Origin of the sequence: Methylobacterium guangdongense, assembly GCF_038442355.1 — a bacterium.
Classification (GTDB): Bacteria; Pseudomonadota; Alphaproteobacteria; order Rhizobiales; family Beijerinckiaceae; genus Methylobacterium; species Methylobacterium guangdongense.
This window is the reverse complement of record NZ_JBBXMX010000001.1, coordinates 757,323-776,484: the sequence shown is the minus strand read 5'-3', so window position 1 is coordinate 776,484 and position 19,162 is coordinate 757,323. Positions and strand designations below refer to the sequence as shown.

21 protein-coding genes and 1 rRNA gene are annotated in these 19,162 nt (G+C 70.3%); 16 read left to right on the top strand and 6 right to left on the bottom strand.

Translation table 11 applies throughout. From position 1 onward, the window contains the following. From AAHG09_RS03750 to AAHG09_RS03720, 7 genes are all read left to right on the top strand, one after another. On the top strand, positions 1–197 hold a 197-nt coding region (locus AAHG09_RS03750; RefSeq protein ID WP_342105432.1), incomplete at its 5' end, for a hypothetical protein. Further along, a 5S ribosomal RNA gene (rrf, locus tag AAHG09_RS03745) occupies positions 185–300 on the top strand. The genes AAHG09_RS03750 and rrf, both read left to right, overlap by 13 nt. Positions 301–682: 382 nt before the next feature. Then, positions 683–1,378 carry a response regulator transcription factor gene (locus AAHG09_RS03740; RefSeq protein WP_342105431.1) on the top strand — a complete coding sequence of 232 codons (696 nt, stop codon included), beginning with the start codon at positions 683–685 and terminating at the stop codon, positions 1,376–1,378. Then, positions 1,375–2,847 (top strand): sensor histidine kinase, encoded by a 1,473-nt coding sequence (locus tag AAHG09_RS03735; protein ID WP_342105430.1) that lies wholly within the window; start codon positions 1,375–1,377, stop codon positions 2,845–2,847. The genes AAHG09_RS03740 and AAHG09_RS03735 overlap by 4 nt, the downstream gene beginning before the upstream one ends. 239 nt (positions 2,848–3,086) lie before the next feature. Then, the gene (locus tag AAHG09_RS03730; protein WP_342105429.1) at positions 3,087–4,217 is read left to right on the top strand and encodes a patatin-like phospholipase family protein; all 1,131 of its coding nucleotides are present in this window, start codon (positions 3,087–3,089) and stop codon (positions 4,215–4,217) included. A gap of 64 nt (positions 4,218–4,281) precedes the next feature. Further along, positions 4,282–5,025, top strand: a complete 744-nt coding sequence (locus AAHG09_RS03725) for an acetoacetate decarboxylase (RefSeq protein WP_342105428.1) — start codon at positions 4,282–4,284, stop codon at positions 5,023–5,025. 30 nt (positions 5,026–5,055) lie between these two features. Beyond that, positions 5,056–5,841 carry a 3-hydroxybutyrate dehydrogenase gene (locus AAHG09_RS03720; protein ID WP_342105426.1) on the top strand — a complete coding sequence of 262 codons (786 nt, stop codon included), beginning with the start codon at positions 5,056–5,058 and terminating at the stop codon, positions 5,839–5,841. Positions 5,842–6,386: 545 nt separating this feature from the next. Here AAHG09_RS03720 and AAHG09_RS03715 read toward each other — a convergent pair. Then, entirely contained in the window at positions 6,387–6,764 is a 378-nt protein-coding gene (locus AAHG09_RS03715) for a CsbD family protein (protein WP_342105425.1), read from the bottom strand. A 138-nt stretch (positions 6,765–6,902) separates the two neighbouring features. Then, on the bottom strand, positions 6,903–7,889 hold the full coding sequence (meaB, locus tag AAHG09_RS03710; protein ID WP_342105424.1) for a methylmalonyl Co-A mutase-associated GTPase MeaB: 987 nt from the start codon (positions 7,887–7,889) through the stop codon (positions 6,903–6,905). Between the two features lie 181 nt (positions 7,890–8,070). On the opposite strand from meaB, the gene AAHG09_RS03705 reads away from it, so the two are divergent. Beyond that, positions 8,071–9,099, top strand: a complete 1,029-nt coding sequence (locus AAHG09_RS03705; RefSeq protein ID WP_342105423.1) for an alpha/beta hydrolase — start codon at positions 8,071–8,073, stop codon at positions 9,097–9,099. A gap of 10 nt (positions 9,100–9,109) precedes the next feature. On the opposite strand, the gene AAHG09_RS03700 is transcribed toward AAHG09_RS03705, so the two are convergent. Then, entirely contained in the window at positions 9,110–9,994 is an 885-nt protein-coding gene (locus tag AAHG09_RS03700; protein WP_342105422.1) for a transglutaminase-like domain-containing protein, read from the bottom strand. A 242-nt stretch (positions 9,995–10,236) separates the two neighbouring features. On the opposite strand from AAHG09_RS03700, the gene AAHG09_RS03695 reads away from it, so the two are divergent. The 3 genes from AAHG09_RS03695 (at position 10,237) to AAHG09_RS03685 (ending at position 12,450) form a co-directional block, all read left to right on the top strand. Next, on the top strand, positions 10,237–10,581 hold the full coding sequence (locus AAHG09_RS03695; RefSeq protein WP_342105421.1) for a hypothetical protein: 345 nt from the start codon (positions 10,237–10,239) through the stop codon (positions 10,579–10,581). 69 nt (positions 10,582–10,650) lie between these two features. After that, a complete protein-coding gene (locus AAHG09_RS03690; RefSeq protein WP_342105420.1) occupies positions 10,651–11,169 on the top strand; it encodes a DUF533 domain-containing protein in 519 nt (172 codons plus the stop codon). Positions 11,170–11,388: 219 nt separating this feature from the next. Then, the gene (locus AAHG09_RS03685) at positions 11,389–12,450 is read left to right on the top strand and encodes an alpha/beta hydrolase family protein (protein ID WP_342105419.1); all 1,062 of its coding nucleotides are present in this window, start codon (positions 11,389–11,391) and stop codon (positions 12,448–12,450) included. Between the two features lie 213 nt (positions 12,451–12,663). Here the strand turns inward: AAHG09_RS03685 and AAHG09_RS03680 are convergent, their stop codons facing one another. Together AAHG09_RS03680 and AAHG09_RS03675 are read right to left on the bottom strand one after the other, a co-directional pair. Continuing rightward, positions 12,664–13,845, bottom strand: a complete 1,182-nt coding sequence (locus AAHG09_RS03680) for a pyridoxal phosphate-dependent aminotransferase (RefSeq protein ID WP_342105418.1) — start codon at positions 13,843–13,845, stop codon at positions 12,664–12,666. A gap of 23 nt (positions 13,846–13,868) precedes the next feature. Continuing rightward, the gene (locus AAHG09_RS03675; RefSeq protein WP_342105417.1) at positions 13,869–14,060 is read right to left on the bottom strand and encodes a hypothetical protein; all 192 of its coding nucleotides are present in this window, start codon (positions 14,058–14,060) and stop codon (positions 13,869–13,871) included. A gap of 175 nt (positions 14,061–14,235) precedes the next feature. On the opposite strand from AAHG09_RS03675, the gene AAHG09_RS03670 reads away from it, so the two are divergent. After that, positions 14,236–14,529, top strand: coding sequence for a hypothetical protein (locus tag AAHG09_RS03670; RefSeq protein ID WP_342105416.1), 294 nt, complete (start codon positions 14,236–14,238; stop codon positions 14,527–14,529). Positions 14,530–14,534: 5 nt separating this feature from the next. Here AAHG09_RS03670 and AAHG09_RS03665 read toward each other — a convergent pair whose 3' ends face one another. After that, positions 14,535–15,929 (bottom strand): ATP-binding protein, encoded by a 1,395-nt coding sequence (locus AAHG09_RS03665; protein WP_342105415.1) that lies wholly within the window; start codon positions 15,927–15,929, stop codon positions 14,535–14,537. A 600-nt stretch (positions 15,930–16,529) separates the two neighbouring features. On the opposite strand from AAHG09_RS03665, the gene AAHG09_RS03660 reads away from it, so the two are divergent. From AAHG09_RS03660 to AAHG09_RS03645, 4 genes are read left to right on the top strand one after another with little or no spacing between them, the layout of a single operon-like run. Next, the gene (locus AAHG09_RS03660; protein ID WP_342105414.1) at positions 16,530–16,853 is read left to right on the top strand and encodes an XdhC family protein; all 324 of its coding nucleotides are present in this window, start codon (positions 16,530–16,532) and stop codon (positions 16,851–16,853) included. Beyond that, entirely contained in the window at positions 16,853–17,554 is a 702-nt protein-coding gene (locus AAHG09_RS03655) for an XdhC family protein (protein WP_342105413.1), read from the top strand. The genes AAHG09_RS03660 and AAHG09_RS03655 overlap by 1 nt, the downstream gene beginning before the upstream one ends. Continuing rightward, the gene (locus AAHG09_RS03650; RefSeq protein WP_342105411.1) at positions 17,551–18,579 is read left to right on the top strand and encodes a molybdopterin-binding protein; all 1,029 of its coding nucleotides are present in this window, start codon (positions 17,551–17,553) and stop codon (positions 18,577–18,579) included. Before AAHG09_RS03655 ends, AAHG09_RS03650 begins: the two co-directional genes overlap by 4 nt. Then, complete coding sequence (locus AAHG09_RS03645) at positions 18,572–19,159, top strand: nucleotidyltransferase family protein (protein WP_342105409.1); 588 nt, start codon at positions 18,572–18,574, stop codon at positions 19,157–19,159. The genes AAHG09_RS03650 and AAHG09_RS03645 overlap by 8 nt, the downstream gene beginning before the upstream one ends. The last annotated feature ends 3 nt before the right edge of the window (positions 19,160–19,162 follow it).

Below are 19,162 nucleotides of genomic sequence, written 5' to 3'. Positions count from 1 at the left end.
CCGATTGGCTTGATCGCTCTCGTGATCCGTGTCCGGACTGGTTCGGCAGCCGCAAGGCTGGCGCAGCCAGAGACACACGCAAACAAAAAGACCCGCAGCGTATCCGCTGCCTGCTTGCCGAACACAGTACGCGCCGTCGCAGCACCCTGCGCCGCCACGTGCCAGAAGAATTGCGATGCGCCGGTCTGGTGGCCTGAGCGGCGTGCCCAGAACCCGATCCCATCTCGAACTCGGCCGTTAAACACGCCAGCGCCTATGGTACTGTGTCTCAAGACACGGGAGAGTCGGTCGCCGCCAGACCCGCCCATCGCAATCAGCATCCCCTCGACACGATCCGTACGATCCAAACAGGCCGCTTCCTCCGGGGAGCGGCCTGTTTGCGGTTGCGTTTGCGCGCGATGCACCGGCGCTATTCTTGCCGGAAAGTCATCTCGGCGCGACCCTCCCGTAATCGGCGCTCGTCCAAGGTCCGCATGCCACCGATCCGCACGGCGGATCAGGCGGACGATGCCGTTGGCAGACTTCGTGCCCTCCGAAGTGTCTGACCGGCGGCGTCGGAACGGGCCGGGATACGCGCCCCGCGGTTCCGGCCCGTTCATCGGGCGCGCGGGGAGGGGAGTGGCTGACTATGCTGAGCGAGGCACGTTCCCCCGATCCGCGCGGCGCGCTATGGACCGGATCCATGCGACTTCTCATCATCGAGGACGACCGGGACGCGGCGGCCTACCTGGTCAAGGCGTTTCGCGAGACCGGGCACGTCGCTGATTGCGCCCATGACGGCCTGGACGGCTATGCCCTGGCGCGCGAGGGTGCCTACGATGTGCTGATCGTCGATCGCATGCTGCCGAAGCTCGATGGCCTGTCGCTGATTCGCTCCCTGCGCGAGCAGACGGTGGCGACGCCGGTGCTGATCCTGTCGGCGCTCGGTCAGGTGGACGACCGGGTCAAGGGCCTGCGGGCCGGCGGCGACGATTACCTGCCGAAACCCTACGCCTTCTCGGAGCTGCTCGCCCGCACCGAGGCCCTGGCCCGGCGGCAGGCCGGGTCCGGTGCGGCGGAAGAGACGCGCTACCGGGTCGGTGACCTCGAGCTCGACCGGCTCTCGCACCGCGTCACCCGGTCCGGCCGCGAGATCCCGCTGCAGCCGCGGGAATTCCGGCTTCTCGAATACCTGATGCGGCATGCCGGCCAGGTGGTCACCCGCACGATGCTGCTGGAGCACGTCTGGGACTATCACTTCGATCCCCAGACCAACGTGATCGACGTCCACGTGTCGCGCCTGCGCGGCAAGCTCGACAAGGGCTTTCCGTCGCCGATCATCCATACGGTCCGGGGGGCGGGTTACGTGCTGCGCGTCGATGACGGCGCGGCCGGGTGAACCGGTTGCCGATCGACGCGCTCAACCCGACCGAGACCGGCGCGGCGCGTGTCCAGAAGCTGTTCCGCACCACCGCCTTCAAGCTGTCGCTCGCCTATCTGGCGATCTTCACGCTCTGCGCCTTCCTGGCCCTCGGCTACGTCGCCTGGAATGCCCGCGCGGTGCTCGACGATCAGCTCGTCTCGACGATCGACGCCGAGATCAACGGCCTGTCGGAGCAGTACAATGCCGGCGGCCTGCGCCGGCTGATCACCGTTGTCGAACGCCGTTCGCGGGAGCCCGGCGCCTCCCTCTACCTCGTCACCACGGCCGGCGGCGACCACGTCGTCGGGAATGTCGGCTTCGTGCCGGCCGCGGTTCTGGCGACGCCCGGCCAAAGCGAGACGCGGTACGGCCGCAACGATTCGGATGCCGAGGCCCATCGGGCGATCGTGCGGGTCTTCACCCTGCCGGGCGGCTTCCGGCTGCTGGTCGGTCGGGACACGGAGGAGCGCGACCGCCTGCGCGCCGTGATCGGCCGGGCCTTCGGCACCTCGGTGGCGGCCGTGGTGCTCCTCGGGGTGATCGGGGGCTGGCTCGCGGCGAGCCGGGTCCTGCGCCGGGTCGACGCCATGACGCAGACGACCCGGTCGATCATGGCGGGGGATCTCGACGGGCGGTTGCACGTCGCGGGTAACGGCGATGAACTGGACCGCCTCGCATCCAGCCTGAACTTGATGCTGGAGCGAATCGGAGAGCTGATGCGTGGGATGCGCGAGGTCTCCGACAACATCGCGCACGACCTCAAGACACCGCTGACCCGCCTGCGCAACCGCGCCGACGAGGCGCTGCGCCGGCCTTCGACGCCGGAGGAACTGCGTGCCGCCCTGGAGGCCGTGATCGAGGAAGGCGATGGGCTGATCCGGGTCTTCAACGCCCTGCAGATGATCGCCCGGCTCGAGGCCGGCAGCGCCCGCGAGATCATGGCGCCCCTCGATCTCGGGGCCACAGCACGCGGTGTCGCCGAGCTCTACGAGGCTCTTGCCGAGGATCAGGGGTTCACCCTGGCGGTGGAGGCGCAGGACGGCGTCTTGGTCGAGGCCAACCGTGAGCTGATCGGGCAGGCGCTCGCGAACCTCGTCGACAACGCTCTCAAGTACGGCGATCCGCCGGGAGGCGGGCCGGGGCGGATCGTCGTCGCGGTCTGGCGCGACGGCGGGCAGGCCCGCCTTTCGGTTTCCGACACGGGGCTGGGCATTCCCGAGGGCGAGCGCGCGCGCGTGCTCGAGCGCTTCGTCCGCCTGGAGCAATCCCGGTCGCGGCCGGGGCTCGGGGTCGGCCTCAGTCTGGTCAACGCGGTGATGCGGCTGCACCGGGGCGCACTGTCCTTGCGCGACAATGGGCCGGGGCTGCGCGTGGAGGTAACGCTGCCGCTGGCTCCCGGCAATGCGGCCGGCGCGGAGGATCGCGAAGGGGCGGAGGCTCGGTAGGGCAGGGCGCTGCGCCGTGAACCGGGCCGATACGGCGAATCGGTAACGTCCCTCGGTGCCGGGCGGCCCCGGTCGGGACGGGGCGGACCGGGGGGCGCGACGACCGAACCGATGTTCGACGGCGTGGTGCCTGCTTCCCTGTGGACAAGGCCGCCATGGCCCGGGTCCATGACAGGATGTCACATTCCCAAGATCTCGGGCTGGCACGGGAGCGACGCGCTGAAAGCTTGGCGGCCCCGATGACGATACCCGAGTCCCTCTATCCCTCCGGCGAGGCGTCGGTCCTCGTCCTTCAGGGCGGTGGTGCGCTTGGATCCTATCAGGCCGGTATCTACGAGGCGCTCGCCGGGCATCAGACGGCGATCGACTGGGTCGCCGGGATCTCGATCGGGGCGATCAACGCGGCGCTCATCGTCGGCAACCCGCCGGAGCGCCGCGTTGACTGCCTGCGGGCGTTCTGGGAGCTGGTCTCCTCCGACCTGACCGCGAAGCCGTTCGTCCCCGGCGAGCAGGCGCGCACCGCGTTCAACGAGATGTCGGCGGCCTGGATCGCCACCTTCGGCGTGCCGGGTTTCTTCACGCCGCGGGTGCCGCCCGCGAGCTTCTATCCGCCCGGCGCTCCGGAGGCGCTCAGCCTCTACGATACGAGCGCCCTCAAGGGCACCCTGGAGCGGTTCGTCGATTTCGACCGGATCAACCGGGGGGAGGTCCGGCTCAGCGTCGGGGCCGTCAACGTCCGCTCGGGCAACTTCGTGTATTTCGACAATCGGACCGACCGGATCGGCCCGGAGCACATCATGGCCTCGGGGGCGCTGCCGCCGGGCTTTCCGCCGGTGATCATCGACGGCGAGGCCTACTGGGACGGTGGCCTCGTCTCGAACACGCCCCTCGATTACGTCCTCGACACCGAGCGCCAGCGCGACCTCGTCGTCTATCAGGTCGATCTGTTCTCGGCCCAGGGGGCGATGCCGCGCACCCTGGTCGAGGCGGCCGAGCGCGAGAAGGATATCCGCTATTCGAGCCGGACACGGCTGAACACCGACAAGAACATCGAGATCCGCAGGGCCAAGCGCGCCATGCGGCGGCTGATCGAGAGGCTGCCGCCCGAGATGCAGGCCGACGACGACGTGGTCTTCCTGCGTCAGGTCACCCGGCAGAACTTCATCACCATGATGCAGCTGATCTACCGGCAGAAGAGCTACGAGGGGAATTCGAAGGATTACGAGTTCTCCCGGGCGACGATGCTGGAGCATTGGCAGGCGGGCCACGACGATGCGGTCCGGTCCCTGCGCCACCGGCGCTGGCGCGAGCGGGCGCACAACGAGGACGGCGTCGCCGTCTTCGACCTCAGCCGGCACGCCCGCGATTGAGACGACCCTGACGGAAGCCGGGGCGGACCGGATCGCCCCGGCACGGACGAGCGGAGGCTTGACCATGACCCGCGACGAGATCCTGTCCACGACCTCGATGCCCGCCTTCAGCCCGAGCTACCCGCGCGGGCCCTACCGGTTCCGCCAGCGCGAGTACCTGATCATCACCTACGAGACCGATCCGGTTGCCCTGCGCCGGGCGCTGCCGGAGCCGTTGGAGCCGCATCCGGACAACCTCGTCTTCTACGAGTGGATGAAGATGCCCGATTCCTCGGGCTTCGGTGATTACGAGGAGAGCGGCAGCGGCGCTTACGCCTTCTACAACGGCGAGCCGTGCAACTTCTCGATCCAGATGTACCTCGACGACGAGCCGCCGATCACCGCCGGCCGCGAGATCTGGGGTTTTCCGAAGAAGTGGGGCCAGCCGGAGCTCAAGCTCATGAAGGACACGCTCACCGGCACGCTGTTCTACGACGAGCAGCGCGTCGCGATCGGGACCATGACCTACAAGCACGAGAGCCTGGACCACGATCTGGGCTCGGTCCGCGAGGGCCTGCGCAAGCTCAACGTCAACCTGAAGCTCCTGCCGGACGTCGACGGGCGGCCGAAGGTCGCCCAACTCGTGGGCTACCGGCTCGAGGACATCTCCGTGCACGGCGCCTGGAACGGCGAGGGCCGCCTCCACCTGATCCCGCACGTCAATTGCCGGGTCGCCGACCTGCCGGTGCGCCGGATCGTCGGGGCGCGCCACATGATCGTGGACTTCACCCTCCCGTACGGCAAAGTGCTGCACGACTATCTCGCCTGATTACGGGCCCGCACAGATCCGGAGGTTGCCATGACGCTCAAGACCAAGACCGCCCTCGTCACCGGCTCGACCAGCGGGATCGGGCTCGCCATCGCCCGGGCCTTCGCCGCCGAGGGGGCCAACATCGTGCTCAACGGCTTCGGCGAACCGGAGGCGATCGAGCAGGCCCGCACCGCCATCGAGACCGAGTTCGGGGTGCGCACCCTCTATTCCGGAGCCGACATGTCGAAGCCGGCCGAGATCGGCGCGATGGTCCGGGACGCGCAGGATTGCTTCGGGTCCCTCGACATCCTGGTCAACAATGCCGGCATCCAGTTCGTCGCGCCGATCGAGGAATTTCCGGCCGAGAAGTGGGAGCAGATCATCGCGATCAACCTGTCCTCGGCCTTCCATGCGATGCATGCCGCGATCCCCGGCATGAAGGCGAAGGGCTGGGGGCGGATCATCAACACCGCCTCGGCGCACTCGCTGGTGGCCTCGCCGTTCAAGTCGGCCTACGTCGCCGCCAAGCACGGCATCGCCGGCCTGACCAAGACGGCGGCGCTGGAACTCGCGCCGCACAAGGTCACGGTGAACTGCATCTCGCCGGGCTATGTCTGGACGCCCCTCGTGGAGGCGCAGATCCCCGACACCATGAAGGCTCGCAATCTCACCAAGGAGCAGGTGATCGAGGACGTGATGCTCAAGGCGCAGCCGACCAAGGAGTTCGTCACGGTCGATCAGGTCGCCGCGCTCGCGGTGTTCCTGTGCTCCGATGCGGCGAGCCAGATCACCGGCGCCAACATCCCGATGGATGGCGGCTGGACGGCGCAGTAAGGCGCCTTCAAACAAAGGCTTAGAGCTGGGCCCGACTGCAACGCGCACGGTACACGACAGGCGTGCCTCGACAGGCTTGGCAGGCGCGACAAGCCTCCCATCCCCGACGTGAGAGGGTTGGGGTGAGGGACGAGAAGTCTCAGGATCGAGCGCGATCGATGCGCCGACAACGCGTGCTTAGTTCTGAGCGTTCTCAATCCTCACCCGGCTTTCTGCGAAAGCAGACCTCACGGGAGAGGGGACCCGCGCCTCATCCGCGGAGAAGGGTACACGACACAAGACCACGAAGCCTTTTTTCGGTCGCCCAACCCTCCACCGCGTCCTGAGGCGCCGGAGCGCAGCGCAGGCCTCGAAGGAGCCCTCCAGAAGCCACAGCGATCCCAGGAGCCCTCCTTCGAGGCCCGCTGATGCGGGCATCTCAGGATGAGGTGGGCGGATGGGATCACCCGCTCGCCTCGCTGTCGCATATCGTGTGCAACGCCATCGGGTCCGGCTCCAGCGCCGGACCCGGCCCCGCCCGCGCATTCGGGCGGGGCCGCGTTCGATCAGCGGCGGCCGTGGATCAGCAGGGCGAGGCCGTAGCCGACCGCGCCCGCGATGAGCAGCGCGACCAGCGGGTTCTCCTCCACCCGGGCGCCGACGGCGGCACTGCCGTCGCGCAGGTAGGAGCCGCTGCGCTCGTAGGCGTCGCTGGCATAGTCGCCGGCGCGGTCATACACGTCGCTGGCGACGTCGCTGGCCTGGTCGGCGATGTCGCGGGCCTTGTCCTTCACCTGTCCGTAGACGTTCTGCGCCTGGCCCTGCGCCTCGCGGAACCGCCCCTCGACCGAGTCCCGGTTGGAGCCGACGTAATCGCCGGCCGCGCCCTGAACCTTGCCGACGGCTTCCTTGGCGCCGCCGACGATCCGATCCGTATCCACCATGGCACTCTCCTGGGACGTGCGCGGCGCCGCGACGGGGCGCCGCTCGATACGCCGTCGTCCTCGGAACGCGCGAGACCGGGTTTGTGCCCCCGCCCGGCACGATTTTGTGCGGCCGGGCTCTTCACAGGGCTGCCGGCCTCAGAGCCCGATCAGCTCCGCGATGGCGGCAGCGCCCGCGGCCGGCGAGGTCTCCCCCCGGGCCACGGCCGCCTCGGCTTCCGCGGTGCGGCGGCGGACCTCCGGCGACCCGACGAGGCGCTGATGCAGGCGCTCGTCGACGAGGGCCCACATCCACTTCACATCCTGGGTCCGGCGCTTCGCCTGGATTTCACCCGTGGCGGTGAGCTTCTCCCGGTGATCGACGATCCTGGACCACAGGGCATCCAGCCGGAGGTTGTGGAAACCCGAGATGGTCACCACCGGCGGCGTCCAGGTCGCGGAGGCCGGGGTGAGGATGTGCAGGGCCGCCCGGTATTCGGAGGCCGCTGCGTTGGCCCGCTGCTCGGCCTCGCCGGCATCGGCCTTGTTGACCGCGATCATGTCGGCGAGTTCGAGGATGCCCTTCTTGATGCCCTGCAGCTCGTCGCCCGCGCCGGGGAGCATCAGCACGAGGAAGAAGTCGGTGAGATCGGCCACCGCGGTCTCGGACTGGCCGACGCCGACCGTCTCCACCAGGATCACGTCGAACCCGGCCGCCTCACAGAGCAGCATGGTCTCGCGGGTCTTGGCCGCGACCCCGCCCAGCGTGCCCGAGGACGGGGAGGGGCGGATGAAGGCTTGCGGATCGTGGGCGAGCCGGGCCATCCGGGTCTTGTCGCCCAGGATCGAGCCGCCCGTGCGCGAGGAGGACGGGTCGACCGCCAGCACCGCCACCCTGTGGCCGGCCGCCGTCAGGTTCGAGCCCAGCGCATCGATGGTGGTCGATTTGCCGACGCCGGGCACGCCGGTGATTCCCACCCGGATCGCCCGGCCGGTCTGCGGCAGCACGGAATCGATCAGGGTGGCGGCGAGCGCGCGGTGATCGACCCGTTTGGACTCGGCCAGGGTGATGGCCCGGGCCAGGGCGGCGCGGTCGCCGCGCAGCAGGCGCTCGCGCAGGCTCTCGATGTCGATGGTCGGCGTCATAGGCTCTTCATGGCGGTGGCGTGGGCCGCCGTCGAGGGATAGCGCGGCCTGTGTCCCAGGCACAACACGCCGCACCGTGCCCGTACTCCACAGCGGACAGAGCCTTGCCCGCCTCGGGCCTGCCCCGCCACGGCCAAGATCCTGCGCCACGCAGGCCGCCCCACCCGAGCGTAACCGGATCATGTCGAGCCAGACCGTCTCACGCCGCGTCCTCCTCCGGTTCACGGCCCTCGCCGGTGCCGCGTCCCTCGCCCCGTCGCTCGGCGCCTGCGTCACCGACGATCTCGGGACCGGCGCGGCCCTGCCCGAGAAGCAATCGGCCCTCGACGTCATGCCGGTGCTGCTGGTCGCCACGACCCGAAAGCCCGTGGGCAACCCGCCGAAGCCGCCGTATTTCAGCAGCGAGCGCGGCCGGGGCCTGAGCTTCGCCGAGGTGCGCCTCTCGCCGCCGGACCGCTCGCTGCTCGGAAAGGTCTCGTCGGTCATCACCGGCGACTGGACGATCGGCGCCGTGCCGAAGACCGAGACCGGGCCCGGCGCGGCGGAGGCCTTCGCGCAGGCGGCGCTCGGCCGCGACGTGCTGATCTACGTCCACGGCTACCGCGAGACCTTCGAATCGGCCGCCGTCAGCGCCGCGCGACTCTCGGACGGGATCCGCTTCCGCGGCGTCTCGGGCCTGTTCACGTGGCCCTCGGCGGCCGCGACCCTCGACTACAATTACGACCGCGAGAGCGCCCTCTGGTCCCGGGACGCCTTCGAGGATCTGCTCAAGGCGCTCGCCGCCTCGCCGAGCGGCGGCCGCATCAACATCGTGGCGCACTCGATGGGCACGCTCCTGACGCTGGAGACCCTGCGGATGCTGCGCGCCGAGGCCGGCGAGGCGGCGATGGGGCGGATCGGTGCCGTGGTGCTGGCCGCCCCCGACATCGATTTCGACCTGTTCTCCAACGGCGTCTCGCGGCTCGGGTCGGACGTGTCGAAGATCACGGTGATCTCGGCCACCAACGACCGGGCGCTCGAACTCTCCGCGGCCCTGGCCGGCGGCGTCCGGGCGGGGGCGGTGGACCGCGCCAAGCTGGAGGCGCTCGGCGTGCGCGTCGCCGACGCCTCCGATTATGGCGGCGGCCTGATCAACCACGACCTGTTCCTGTCGAACCCGGAGGTTCAGGGCGTGGTCAAGCGGGCCATCGCGCGGGGCGCGGGGGTCTGAGGTCCGGCCCTCACCCCGTCCGGGTCGTCATGCTCTGCGGCGGCAGCGGCTCCTCCGGCGGGATCGCGGCCTCCTCGGACTGATCGAGATGGTCGATCCGGTCGGCCCAGACCCGGAAGCCCACCAGCGGGTTGGGCCCGAAGGTGTGGGTCAGCGGCACGTCGGCGGCGTCGCGCCCATAGGCCACCATCACCCGGCCGATCCGCGGCGCGTTGTTGCGCGGATCGAACACGTGCCAGCGCCCGCCGAGATAGACCTCCATCCAGGCGGCGAAATCGCCGGCCGGATGCGGCTCGGGCTCGCCGATGAAGCTGATGTAGCCGGTGCAGTAGCGGGTCGGCACGTTGAGGGCCCGGCAGAAGGCCACCGCGAGATGGGTGAAGTCCCTGCAGACGCCGCGGCCGCCCGCATAGGCGTCCAGGGCGGTGCGGTCCCGGTGGGCGAACTCGTAGCCGAACGCGATGTGGCCGTGGACGAAGTCGCAGACGGCCTGGACGCGGCCCCAGCCCGGGGTGATGTGCCCGAACAGCCGCCACGCCTCGTCGGCCAGCAGGTCCGATTCGCAGTAGCGGCTCGGCAGCAGGAACACGATCGTCTCCGCGGGCAGGGCCTCGATCGGGTGCTGCTCGGCCTCGGGATGGGACGAATCGGGATCGCCGTCGTCGCGGATCACCGCGTCGGTCCCGAGGGTGAAGCTGCCCGCCGGAGCCGTCAGGCGGCCGCACAGGTTGCCGAACCCGTCCTGGTAGGTTTCCACCGGCACGGGGGGCTCGGTGCGCAGCGCGTCGGGCGCTTCGAGGGACGCGGCCCGGCTGGGATGCACGTTGAGCATCACCACCATGGGCACCGGATAGGGGAAGGCGTAGCGCATCTCGCAGCCGAGCCTGATCCGCATGCGCGGTGATCCTTCGTTATCCGCCGATGATCCGGCCGGCCTGGCCGGGTGCGCCGCGCCAAATCGCGCTGACCCCGTGTGACGGGCTTGGCGCCCGCCCGCTTCACCCCTACAGCATCCCCTTGGCGGCGCGGATGACCGCCGGGCGAATCCCACGGGTTTTCGTCCGGGGCCCGGCGTCGCACCCGCGCGATCCCGCTGACCGGGCGCGCCTGAGGACGGTTACGAGAGGGATGCCGGCCATGTTCACGCTCGAGATCGACGGCACCGCCGTTGCGGTGATCAACAGCGACGAGGCGTCCGCCAAGGACCTCTTCACCTGTGCGGGCTTCAAGGAAGACATCCGGACCATGACGAGCGAGGGCAAGCCGCTCTGGAACGGCACCTCGGCCCTCAAGATCCGGCCCGCCACCGAGGACGAGATCGAGATCTTCGAGGACGCCCTCACGGAGGACGATGGCGAGGGCGAGTACGTCGAGGATCCGCACCACGCGGGTGGCGCATCGGACGACGAGGAGGACGAGGATGAGGCCGACATCGTCTTTCTCGTGGACATCGACGAGGACGAGGATGAAGCCGACGCCTGAGCGCGGCTGAACCGAAGCGCCTCCCGGGCCGTTTCCGAATCGATTCGGGACTGAGTTCGGGAGGGTTGCATGGCCGACAGCAGGCAGATGGTCGACGCGCTGGTGCGCTCGCGGCGCGGCGGACTCGCCGCGAGCGCGGCGCTCGGCGGGCTCGCGCTGATCGGCGGCCTCGCCTTCCGGGCCCTGCGCGGCACGGAGCCGGCAGCGCCGTCCAAGGGCGGGCCGGATTTCACCGCCGTCGGCGAGGATGAGGCCCGGCTGATGCTCCGGGCCATGGTGGCGGCCACCAGCGCCGACGGGCTGGTCGATGCCGCCGAGCGCAAGCGCCTGCAGGCGGCCGTGTCCGAGGCCGGCCTCGACGCGGACGGCCAGTCCTGGCTGGAGCGGGAGCTGGAAAGCCCCGCCGATGTCGACGAGATCGCCGAACGCGTCGCAGATCCCGACGCGGCGGCCCGGATCTACGCGGCGGCGCGACTCGCCATCGATCCCGACACGCTGCAGGAGCGCCAGTTCCTCAAGATGCTGGCCGAGGCCCTGGATGTGCCCGCCGAGGCCGCCGGCCGGATCGAGCGCGACATCGCCGCCTGACCGCCCCGCCGTCCGCGCGACGAGCCTTCGCGCGGACGGGTTCATGGTCCGGCGTCATGCGAAGTAGGTTTCATTGCGGTGTTTGACTGGTTTCCGACAAAGTCGATGGATCATCAAAGATCTGCACCCGTGAACCATTGGCTTGCCGGTGCACGCCCGCTTAGGATCCCTGTCCGGGACGGGGCCGGACGGGCCCGATCGAGGGGGCCGGAACGCGTCATGGCAGGACTGTCGATTGCCGCCCGCTCGCACGGGTGGTCGGCCCTTCGCGCGGCGGCCATCCTGCTGCTCCTCGGCGGCGCCGCGGTGGCGGCGGATCCGTCTCCCGGCCCGCTCACCATCGCCGAGCAGGGCAGCTTCTTCGTGGGCGGCCGCGACGTCCAGTCCGACACGCTCTCGACGCTGCCGGCCTACGCGCCCTCGGGCACGATCAGCGTCGATCAGATCTATGTCCACTATCAACTGCCGGTCGGTCCAACCCGGCCGCCGCTGGTCCTGATCCACGGCTGCTGCCTCACCGGCAAGACCTGGGAAACGACGCCGGACGGCCGCATGGGCTGGGACGAGTTCTTCGTCCGCCGCGGCTTTCCGACCTACGTGATCGATCAGGCGTGGCGCGGGCGCTCGGCGGCGAGCCCGGCCCAGATCGACGCGGTGAAAATGGGCCGGGCCGAGCCCAACACGCTGCCGGCCGTCTTCTCGGCGGGCCGCGAGCCGGCCTGGGCGATCTTCCGGTTCGGCCCGGAATACCCGAAGGTCTTCCCGGGCATGCAGTTCCCCCTGGAGGCGCAGGGGGAGTTCTGGAAGCAGATGGTCCCGGACTGGTCGGCCGCCCTGCCGGTGCCGAACCCGACCGTGCCGGCCCTGTCGGAGCTCGCCAAGCGGCTCAAGGGGGCGGTGCTGGTCTCGCACTCGCAGTCGGGGATCTACCCGTTCCAGACCGCTGCCCTCGACCGGACGGGTATCCGGGCGATCGTCGCCATCGAACCCGGTGCCTGCCCGGATCCGGCCAAGGACGATCTTGCGCCCTACAAGGACATGCCGATCCTGGTCCTGTTCGGCGATTACGTGGACGCCTCGCCCCGCTGGGCGCCGCGGCTCAAGCAGTGCCGGGGCTTCGTGGCGGCGGCCAACGCCGCGGGCGGCCGCGCCGAGTTGATCCTGCTGCCGGAGATCGGCATCCACGGCAATTCGCACATGCTGATGCAGGACAAGAACAGCCTCGACATCGCCGATTGGCTGGCGGGCTGGATCGAGAAGCGGGCCGCGGTGAAGTCCTGAACGTCGAATTCCACCCCGCGAAGTCCGCGACTCACCCATCGGGGTTCGGCATCGCCGTTCGTCACGGAGCGCGACCGGCCCCCCCCTCCCGCTCGGAAGAGGGGACCCGCGGCTCGTCCTGCCGGCGTAGCGCCACGCACGATGTGTGAACCTGCAAACCAGCGGAGGGGGAAGGATAACCCGGCAGATCCAGCCCGGCGCCCGTAAGCCGCCTCAGCCCGGTCTGCATTCGCTGAGGAATGTCCCCATCCGCTCCAGCGCCCGGCGGATGTTCTCCGCCGAGTTGGCGTAGGACAGGCGGATATAGCCTTCGCCGTGGACGCCGAAATCCGGGCCGCCGATCACCGCGACGCCCGCCTCTTCGAGCAGCGTCGAGGCCAGGGCCTTCGCCTTCCAGCCCGTCCGGGAGATGTTCGGGAAGGCGTAGAATGCGCCCTTCGGGACGATGCACGACACGTCCGGCAGGGCGTTCAACCCGTCGACGACGATCGCCCGGCGCCGGTCGAACTCGGCCACCATCGCGGCCACGCAATCCTGCGGGCCGTCCAGGGCCGCGATGCCGGCCCATTGGGTTGCCGCGTTGACGCAGGAATGCGCGTTCACCGCGAGCTTGCGCGCCGCCTCGTAGAGCGGCTTCGGCCAGACCGACCAGCCGAGCCGCCAGCCGGTCATCGCGTAGGTCTTGGAGGCGCCGTCGAGATAGACCAGCCGGTCGCGGATTTCTTCATACGTCAGCAGCGAGTGATGGTGCTCGCCGTCGTAGGTCATCGTGCCGTAGATCTCGTCGGACAGCACCGCCACGTCGGGATGGTCGGCCAGGCCCTTCACCAGGGCGTCGATCTCGGCCTTCGGAGTCACGCCGCCGGTGGGGTTGGCGGGCGAATTGACGATCAGCAGCCGCGTCTTCGGGGTGATCAGCGCCAGGGTCTCGGCCGCCGAGAAGGCGAAGCCGTTCTCTTCGCGGATCGGCACCGGCACCGGCATGGCGCCCGTGAACTCGATCATCGAGCGATAGATCGGGAAGCCGGGATCCGGATACAGGATCTCGACGCCCGGCGCGCCGAACATCAGGATCGCCATGAACATGGTGACCTTGCCGCCCGGCACGATCATCACGGAGTCCGGCGAGACCTCGACGCCGTGGCGCCGGTGGATGTCGCGCGCCACCGCCTCGCGGAGCGGCGGGATGCCCACCGCCGGCGTGTAGCCGTGGTGACCGTCGCGCAACGCCTTGATGCCGGCCTCGACCACGTGGCCGGGGGTCGGCATGTCGGGCTGGCCGATGCCGAGATTGATCACGTCGCGGCCCTGGGACGCCAGGGCCTGGGCGCGAGCCAGCACCGCGAAGGCGTTCTCCTCGCCGATGCGCGAGAAGGCCGGGACCACGTGCAGCATCGCGCCCTCCGTGGGCTGAACCGTCAGTTCTTGGTGCGCTCGCCGAGCTTCATGGCGGCGAAGGACATCGCCAGCGAGATCGCGCCCAGGATCACGAAGGTCTTCACCGAGGCGTAGAACAGGGCCGGCTCGATGCCCGTGTCGGTGTAGAGCACGAGGCCGATCGCCGAGAGCGGCAGCAGGAGCACGATGAAGATGGGAACGAGCGGGTTCATGTTCGGCACTCGGATCCGGCGCGCGGCGGAGTGCGCGCCCGTGGGAAGCGGCCCTGCATAGCATCCTGCTGCAACGGTTGGGACCCCGGAGGCTGCAGTTTTTCGCCGGACCGCCGACCCGCTCACGCTTGTTCAATCTTTCGGCCCGATATTAGTCTCGGGAGATTGGATTCACATGAGCCGATCAACGGTCACGCAGACGGGCAAGGGCGCGGACTCCGCATCCGCCGTCGATTTGCTCGCCGCCCAGATCGGCAGGCTCCTGCGTCACCCGGCCTATCGGCGCGGCGCGATCGTCAGTCCCCTGCTGCTGCGCCACCTCCCGGCCGATGCCGGCTATGCCTGGAACGGCGAAGCCGCCCTGCGCACCCGCCTCAAGGCGGCCGCCCTCGATGCGGCGAGCCTCAACCACCTGATGCGGAACGTGCAGGACGAGTTCACGCGCCTGCGCCGACCCGCCGAATCCTGACCGGCTCAGGCCGGGACCCGCACCGTGGCCCGCAGGCCGCCGAGCGGGCTGTCCTGCAGCGTTATGTCACCGCCATGGGCACGGGCGATGTCCCGGGCGATGGCCAGCCCGAGTCCCGAGCCGCCGGCATCCTGGCGGGCGTCGTCGAGCCGCAGGAACGGCTTGAACACCGCCTCGCGGCTCTCCGGGGGGATGCCGGGCCCGTCATCGTCGATCGACACGAGAAACGCCCGGGCTTCGAGACGGCCGGAGATCGCCACCGTCTCGCCGTAGCGTGCGGCGTTGGAGGCGAGATTGAACAGGCAGCGACGGAAGGCGCCGGGGCGCACGGTCACCTCCGGCGCGCCGGCGAGGTCCACCTCCGAGACATGGGCGCCCAGCCGCTCCACATCGGTGCGCAGGTCCTCGAGGAGGGCGCGCATGTCGGTGGGCGTGGCGGGCTCGGCCGAATCGCCGCGGGCAAAGGCGAGGTAGCCCTCGAGCATCCGGCTCATCTCGTCGACGTCGCGGCTGAGATCCTCGATCTCGTCGGTCTGCTCGATCAACGCCAGGGAGAGGCGGAACCGGGTCAGGATCGTGCGCAGGTCGTGGCTGACGCCGTTCAGCATCGTGGTGCGCTGCTCCATCGCCCGCTCGATGCGCCGCTTCATCTCGATAAAGGCGTGGCCGGCCTGCCGCACCTCCCGGGCGCCGCGGGGGCGGAACTCGATCTCCCGGCCCTTGCCGAACCCCTCCGCCACGGCGGCGAGCCGCAGGATCGGCTTGATCTGGTTGCGCAGGAACAGGATCGCGACGCCGAGCAGCACCAGCGAGGAGCCGATCATCCAGACGAGGAAGATGTGCGAGTTCGACGCGTAGGCCTGGCTGCGCCGGGCGGTGATGCGCATCACCCCGTCGGGGATCGCCACCCGGATCTCGATCAGGTTCGAGCGGCCGACCGTGTCGATCCAGAAGGGGCGGCCGATCTGGCGCTGGATCTCGTCCGAGAGGGCCTCGTCCAGGATCGAGAAGAACGGCCGCGGCCCCGGCGGCGGCGGCTTGGCGCCCCTGAGGATGTCGAGGTCGAGGTTCAGCCGCTCGCCGGCGATGCGCGAGAGGGTTTCGGCGTCCTTGTCCTGCGGGTAGCTCTCGTAGATGTCGATCAGCGCGGCGACGTCGGCGGTGACCGCCGCCGAGAGGCGCTTGGTAACCAGCTGCCAGTGCCGCTCCATGAAGGTATAGGCGATCACCGACTGGAGCAGCACGACGGGCGCGATGATGATGATCAGCGAGCGGGCGTAGAGACCCTTCGGCAGGACATCGCCGATCGCCCGGCTGACGCGCTTCCACAGCCGACGCGGCGCGGAACGGGGCGGATCGTTCCGGAGTGCCCGCGCGAGGGCCGGATCGGGAGCGTTCATGGGCTCGCGCACCGGTGGCGCGGTGGTGGGGGTACGAGGCGGATGGCTTTCTGTTGAGGATGAGGCGCGGGAAGTCCCGTGTCCCACTCTCCACTCCGCGGATGCCGGTGCTCACATGCAGGCCAAGCGCCGACGTTGCTGGCAGGGCGCGACGCACCCCCTCTCCCGTGCGGGAGAGGGTTGGGGTGAGGGTCGAGAACGTTCAGGATCAAGCACAGAGTCGATGTGCTGACAGGGCGCGCCTCGTCCTGAAGGACCTGATCCCTCACCCGGCTTTCTGCGAAAGCAGACCTCTCCCGCACGGGAGAGGGGACCCGCGCCTCATCCTGACAGCATACCGACCTGCAATCGCGCGCGGGCTGTAGACGCGCCACATCGCAGTCATGCGCCTCCGTCCCGATCCCCGGGCTTGGGTTGGACAGGCCGGACATGGCTCGGGACGCCGTCTCCGCTCCAGGGTTGCGGCCACAGAGTAGGCAAGCGGACCGCCGCGCGCCATCCTTTCCTGCTCTGACGGCCCGGAGCGCGCGCCTTGCACCGCGCCGCCGGGGCCATACCTGTAGGTCTGCGGGGGGCGCCCGCCGAAGGCTTCCGCGCGCTATGCTCAGCACCGATACCGACATCCTCTCCGCCGCCGAAGCCTGGCGGCGCGACGGGCGCGCCGTGGCGCTCGCCACCGTCATCGAGACCTGGGGCTCGGCCCCGCGCCCTGTGGGCAGCCACCTCGTCGTCGACGAGGCGGGCAACTTCCTGGGCTCCGTCTCGGGCGGATGTGTGGAGGGCGCGGTCATCACCGAGGCCATCGAGGTCATCGAGGCCGGCGTACCGCGCGTCCTCGAATTCGGCGTCGCCGACGAGACCGCGTGGCGGGCCGGCCTGTCCTGCGGCGGGCGGATCCGGGTCTTCGTCGAGCGGGTCGACTGATGCGCGCCGACCTGCTGTCCGAACTCAACGCCGAGCGGGCCGCCCGCCGGGCCGCCATCCTGGTCACCGACATCGCCGACGGCACGCAGCGCCTCGTCCGGGAATCGGCGATCGCTGCCGACCCGCTCGGCCCGGTGCTCGCCAAGCATCTCGCCTCGGCCAGGAGCGGACTCGTGGAGGCGGACGGGCGCACGCTGTTCCTGACCGTCCACGTGCCGCCGGTCCGGCTCGTGGTGATCGGCGCCGTCCACATCTCGCAGGCCATGGCGCCGATGGCGGCAGGGCTCGATCTCGCGCTCACGGTGATCGACCCGCGTACCGCCTTCGCCACGCCGGAGCGGTTCCCGGGCGTCGAGCTCGTGGCGGAATGGCCGGATGCCGTCCTGGGCTCCCGCGTGCCGACCCTCGACCGCTACTGCGCGCTCGCCGCCCTGACGCATGATCCGAAGATCGACGACCCGGCGCTGAAGGCGGCGCTCGCCGCGGAATGCTTCTACGTAGGCGCCCTCGGCTCCCGGAAGACGCATGCGGCCCGTGTCGCCCGGCTCACCGAGGCCGGGTTCACCCCTGAGCAGATCGGTCGGATCCGGGCTCCGATCGGGCTGCCCATCGGGGCCGTGAGCCCCGCCGAGATCGCGCTCGCCGTGCTCGGCGAGGTCGTGGCCGCCCTGCGCCGCGTGCCCCGTCCGGAGGCCGCGTGAGGTTCGGTCCCGTCCCGATCGCGGAGGCGGCCGGGCTGATCAGCGCCCATACCGTTCGGCGGGACGGGGTCACCCTGCGCAAGGGCGCGGTGATCCCCCCGGATCTGGCGGCGGATCTGGCCCGGTCCGGCCTGTCGGAGATCGTGACGGCCGCCCTCGAACCGGGCGATATCGGCGAGGATGCCGCCGCGGCGCGCCTCGCGTCCCATTTGGCCGGCCCGAACCTGCGGGTGGAGGCGCCCTTCACCGGCCGCAGCAACCTCTTCGCCGAGATGGCCGGGGTGCTGACCCTGGATCCGGCCCGGATCGATGCCGCGAACGCGGTCGACGAGGCCGTGACGGTCGCGACGCTCCCCCGGTTCAAGCCGGTGGTGGCGGGCGAGATGGTGGCGACCGTCAAGATCATCCCCTACGCGGTGCCGGGAGCGGTGCTGGACCGCGCCTGCGCGGCGGCCGGGGGCGGGGCGCTCGCGGTGGCGCCCTATCGCCGCCGCCGGGTGGGGGTGATCTCGACCCGGCTGCCGAGCCTCAAGGAGGCGACGATCGACAAGACCCTCCGGGTGCTGGCCGAGCGCCTCACCCCCGCGGGTGCAAACATCGTGGCCGAGACCCGGGTGCCGCATGCCGCCGAGTCCGTCGCGGATGCCCTGGCGGGGGCGATCGACGGCGCCGGGGCCGATCTGGTGGTGGTGTTCGGCGCCTCGGCCATCGCCGACCGGCGCGACGTCATCCCGGCCGGGATCGAGGCCGCCGGGGGCCGGGTCGCCCATCTCGGGATGCCGGTCGATCCCGGCAACCTGCTGCTCGTCGGAAACCGCGGCGGCGTCCCGGTGATCGGCGCCCCGGGCTGCGCGCGCTCGCCGAAGGAGAACGGCTTCGACTGGATCCTGCACCGCCTGCTGGCGGATCTGACCGTGACTCGGGCCGACATCGTCGCCCTGGGGGTCGGAGGCCTGCTCATGGAGATCGTTTCCCGGCCGCAGCCCCGCGCCGGTGGCGAGACCGTCGGCGACGCCGATGCCTGAGATCGGGACGATCCTGCTCGCCGCGGGCCGCGGCATTCGGTTCGGTCCGGAGCCGAAGCTGCTCGCGCAGCTCGACGGGAAGCCGCTCGTCCGCCACGCCGCCGAGGCCGCCCTGGGCGCCGGGCCGCGCCCGGTCATCGCCGTGCTGGGCGCGCACGCGGATGCGGTCCGGGCGGCGCTCGATGGCCTCGACCTGACCTGCGTGGAGAACCCCGATCATGCCGCCGGGCTCGCTACCTCGCTGCGGGCGGGGCTCGGAGCACTGCCGGCATCCTGCACCGCCGCCGTGGTGGTGCTCGGCGACATGCCGCGGGTGACGGCCGCCCATATCGACCGCCTCGTGACGGCCTTCGCGGACGCGGCCTTGGAGCCGGCCGCCGTGGTGCCTGTGCGGGACGGGCGTTCCGGCAACCCGGTGCTCCTGAACCTGCGCCGCCTCGGCGCGGACATCGCGCAGCTGCGCGGCGACCACGGCGCGGGTCCGCTTCTCCGGGGGCGGACGGATGTGCTGGAAATCCCCGGCGACGCGGCCACCGGTCTCGACATCGACACGCCGGCCGCGCTCGCCGCGTTGAGCTGACCG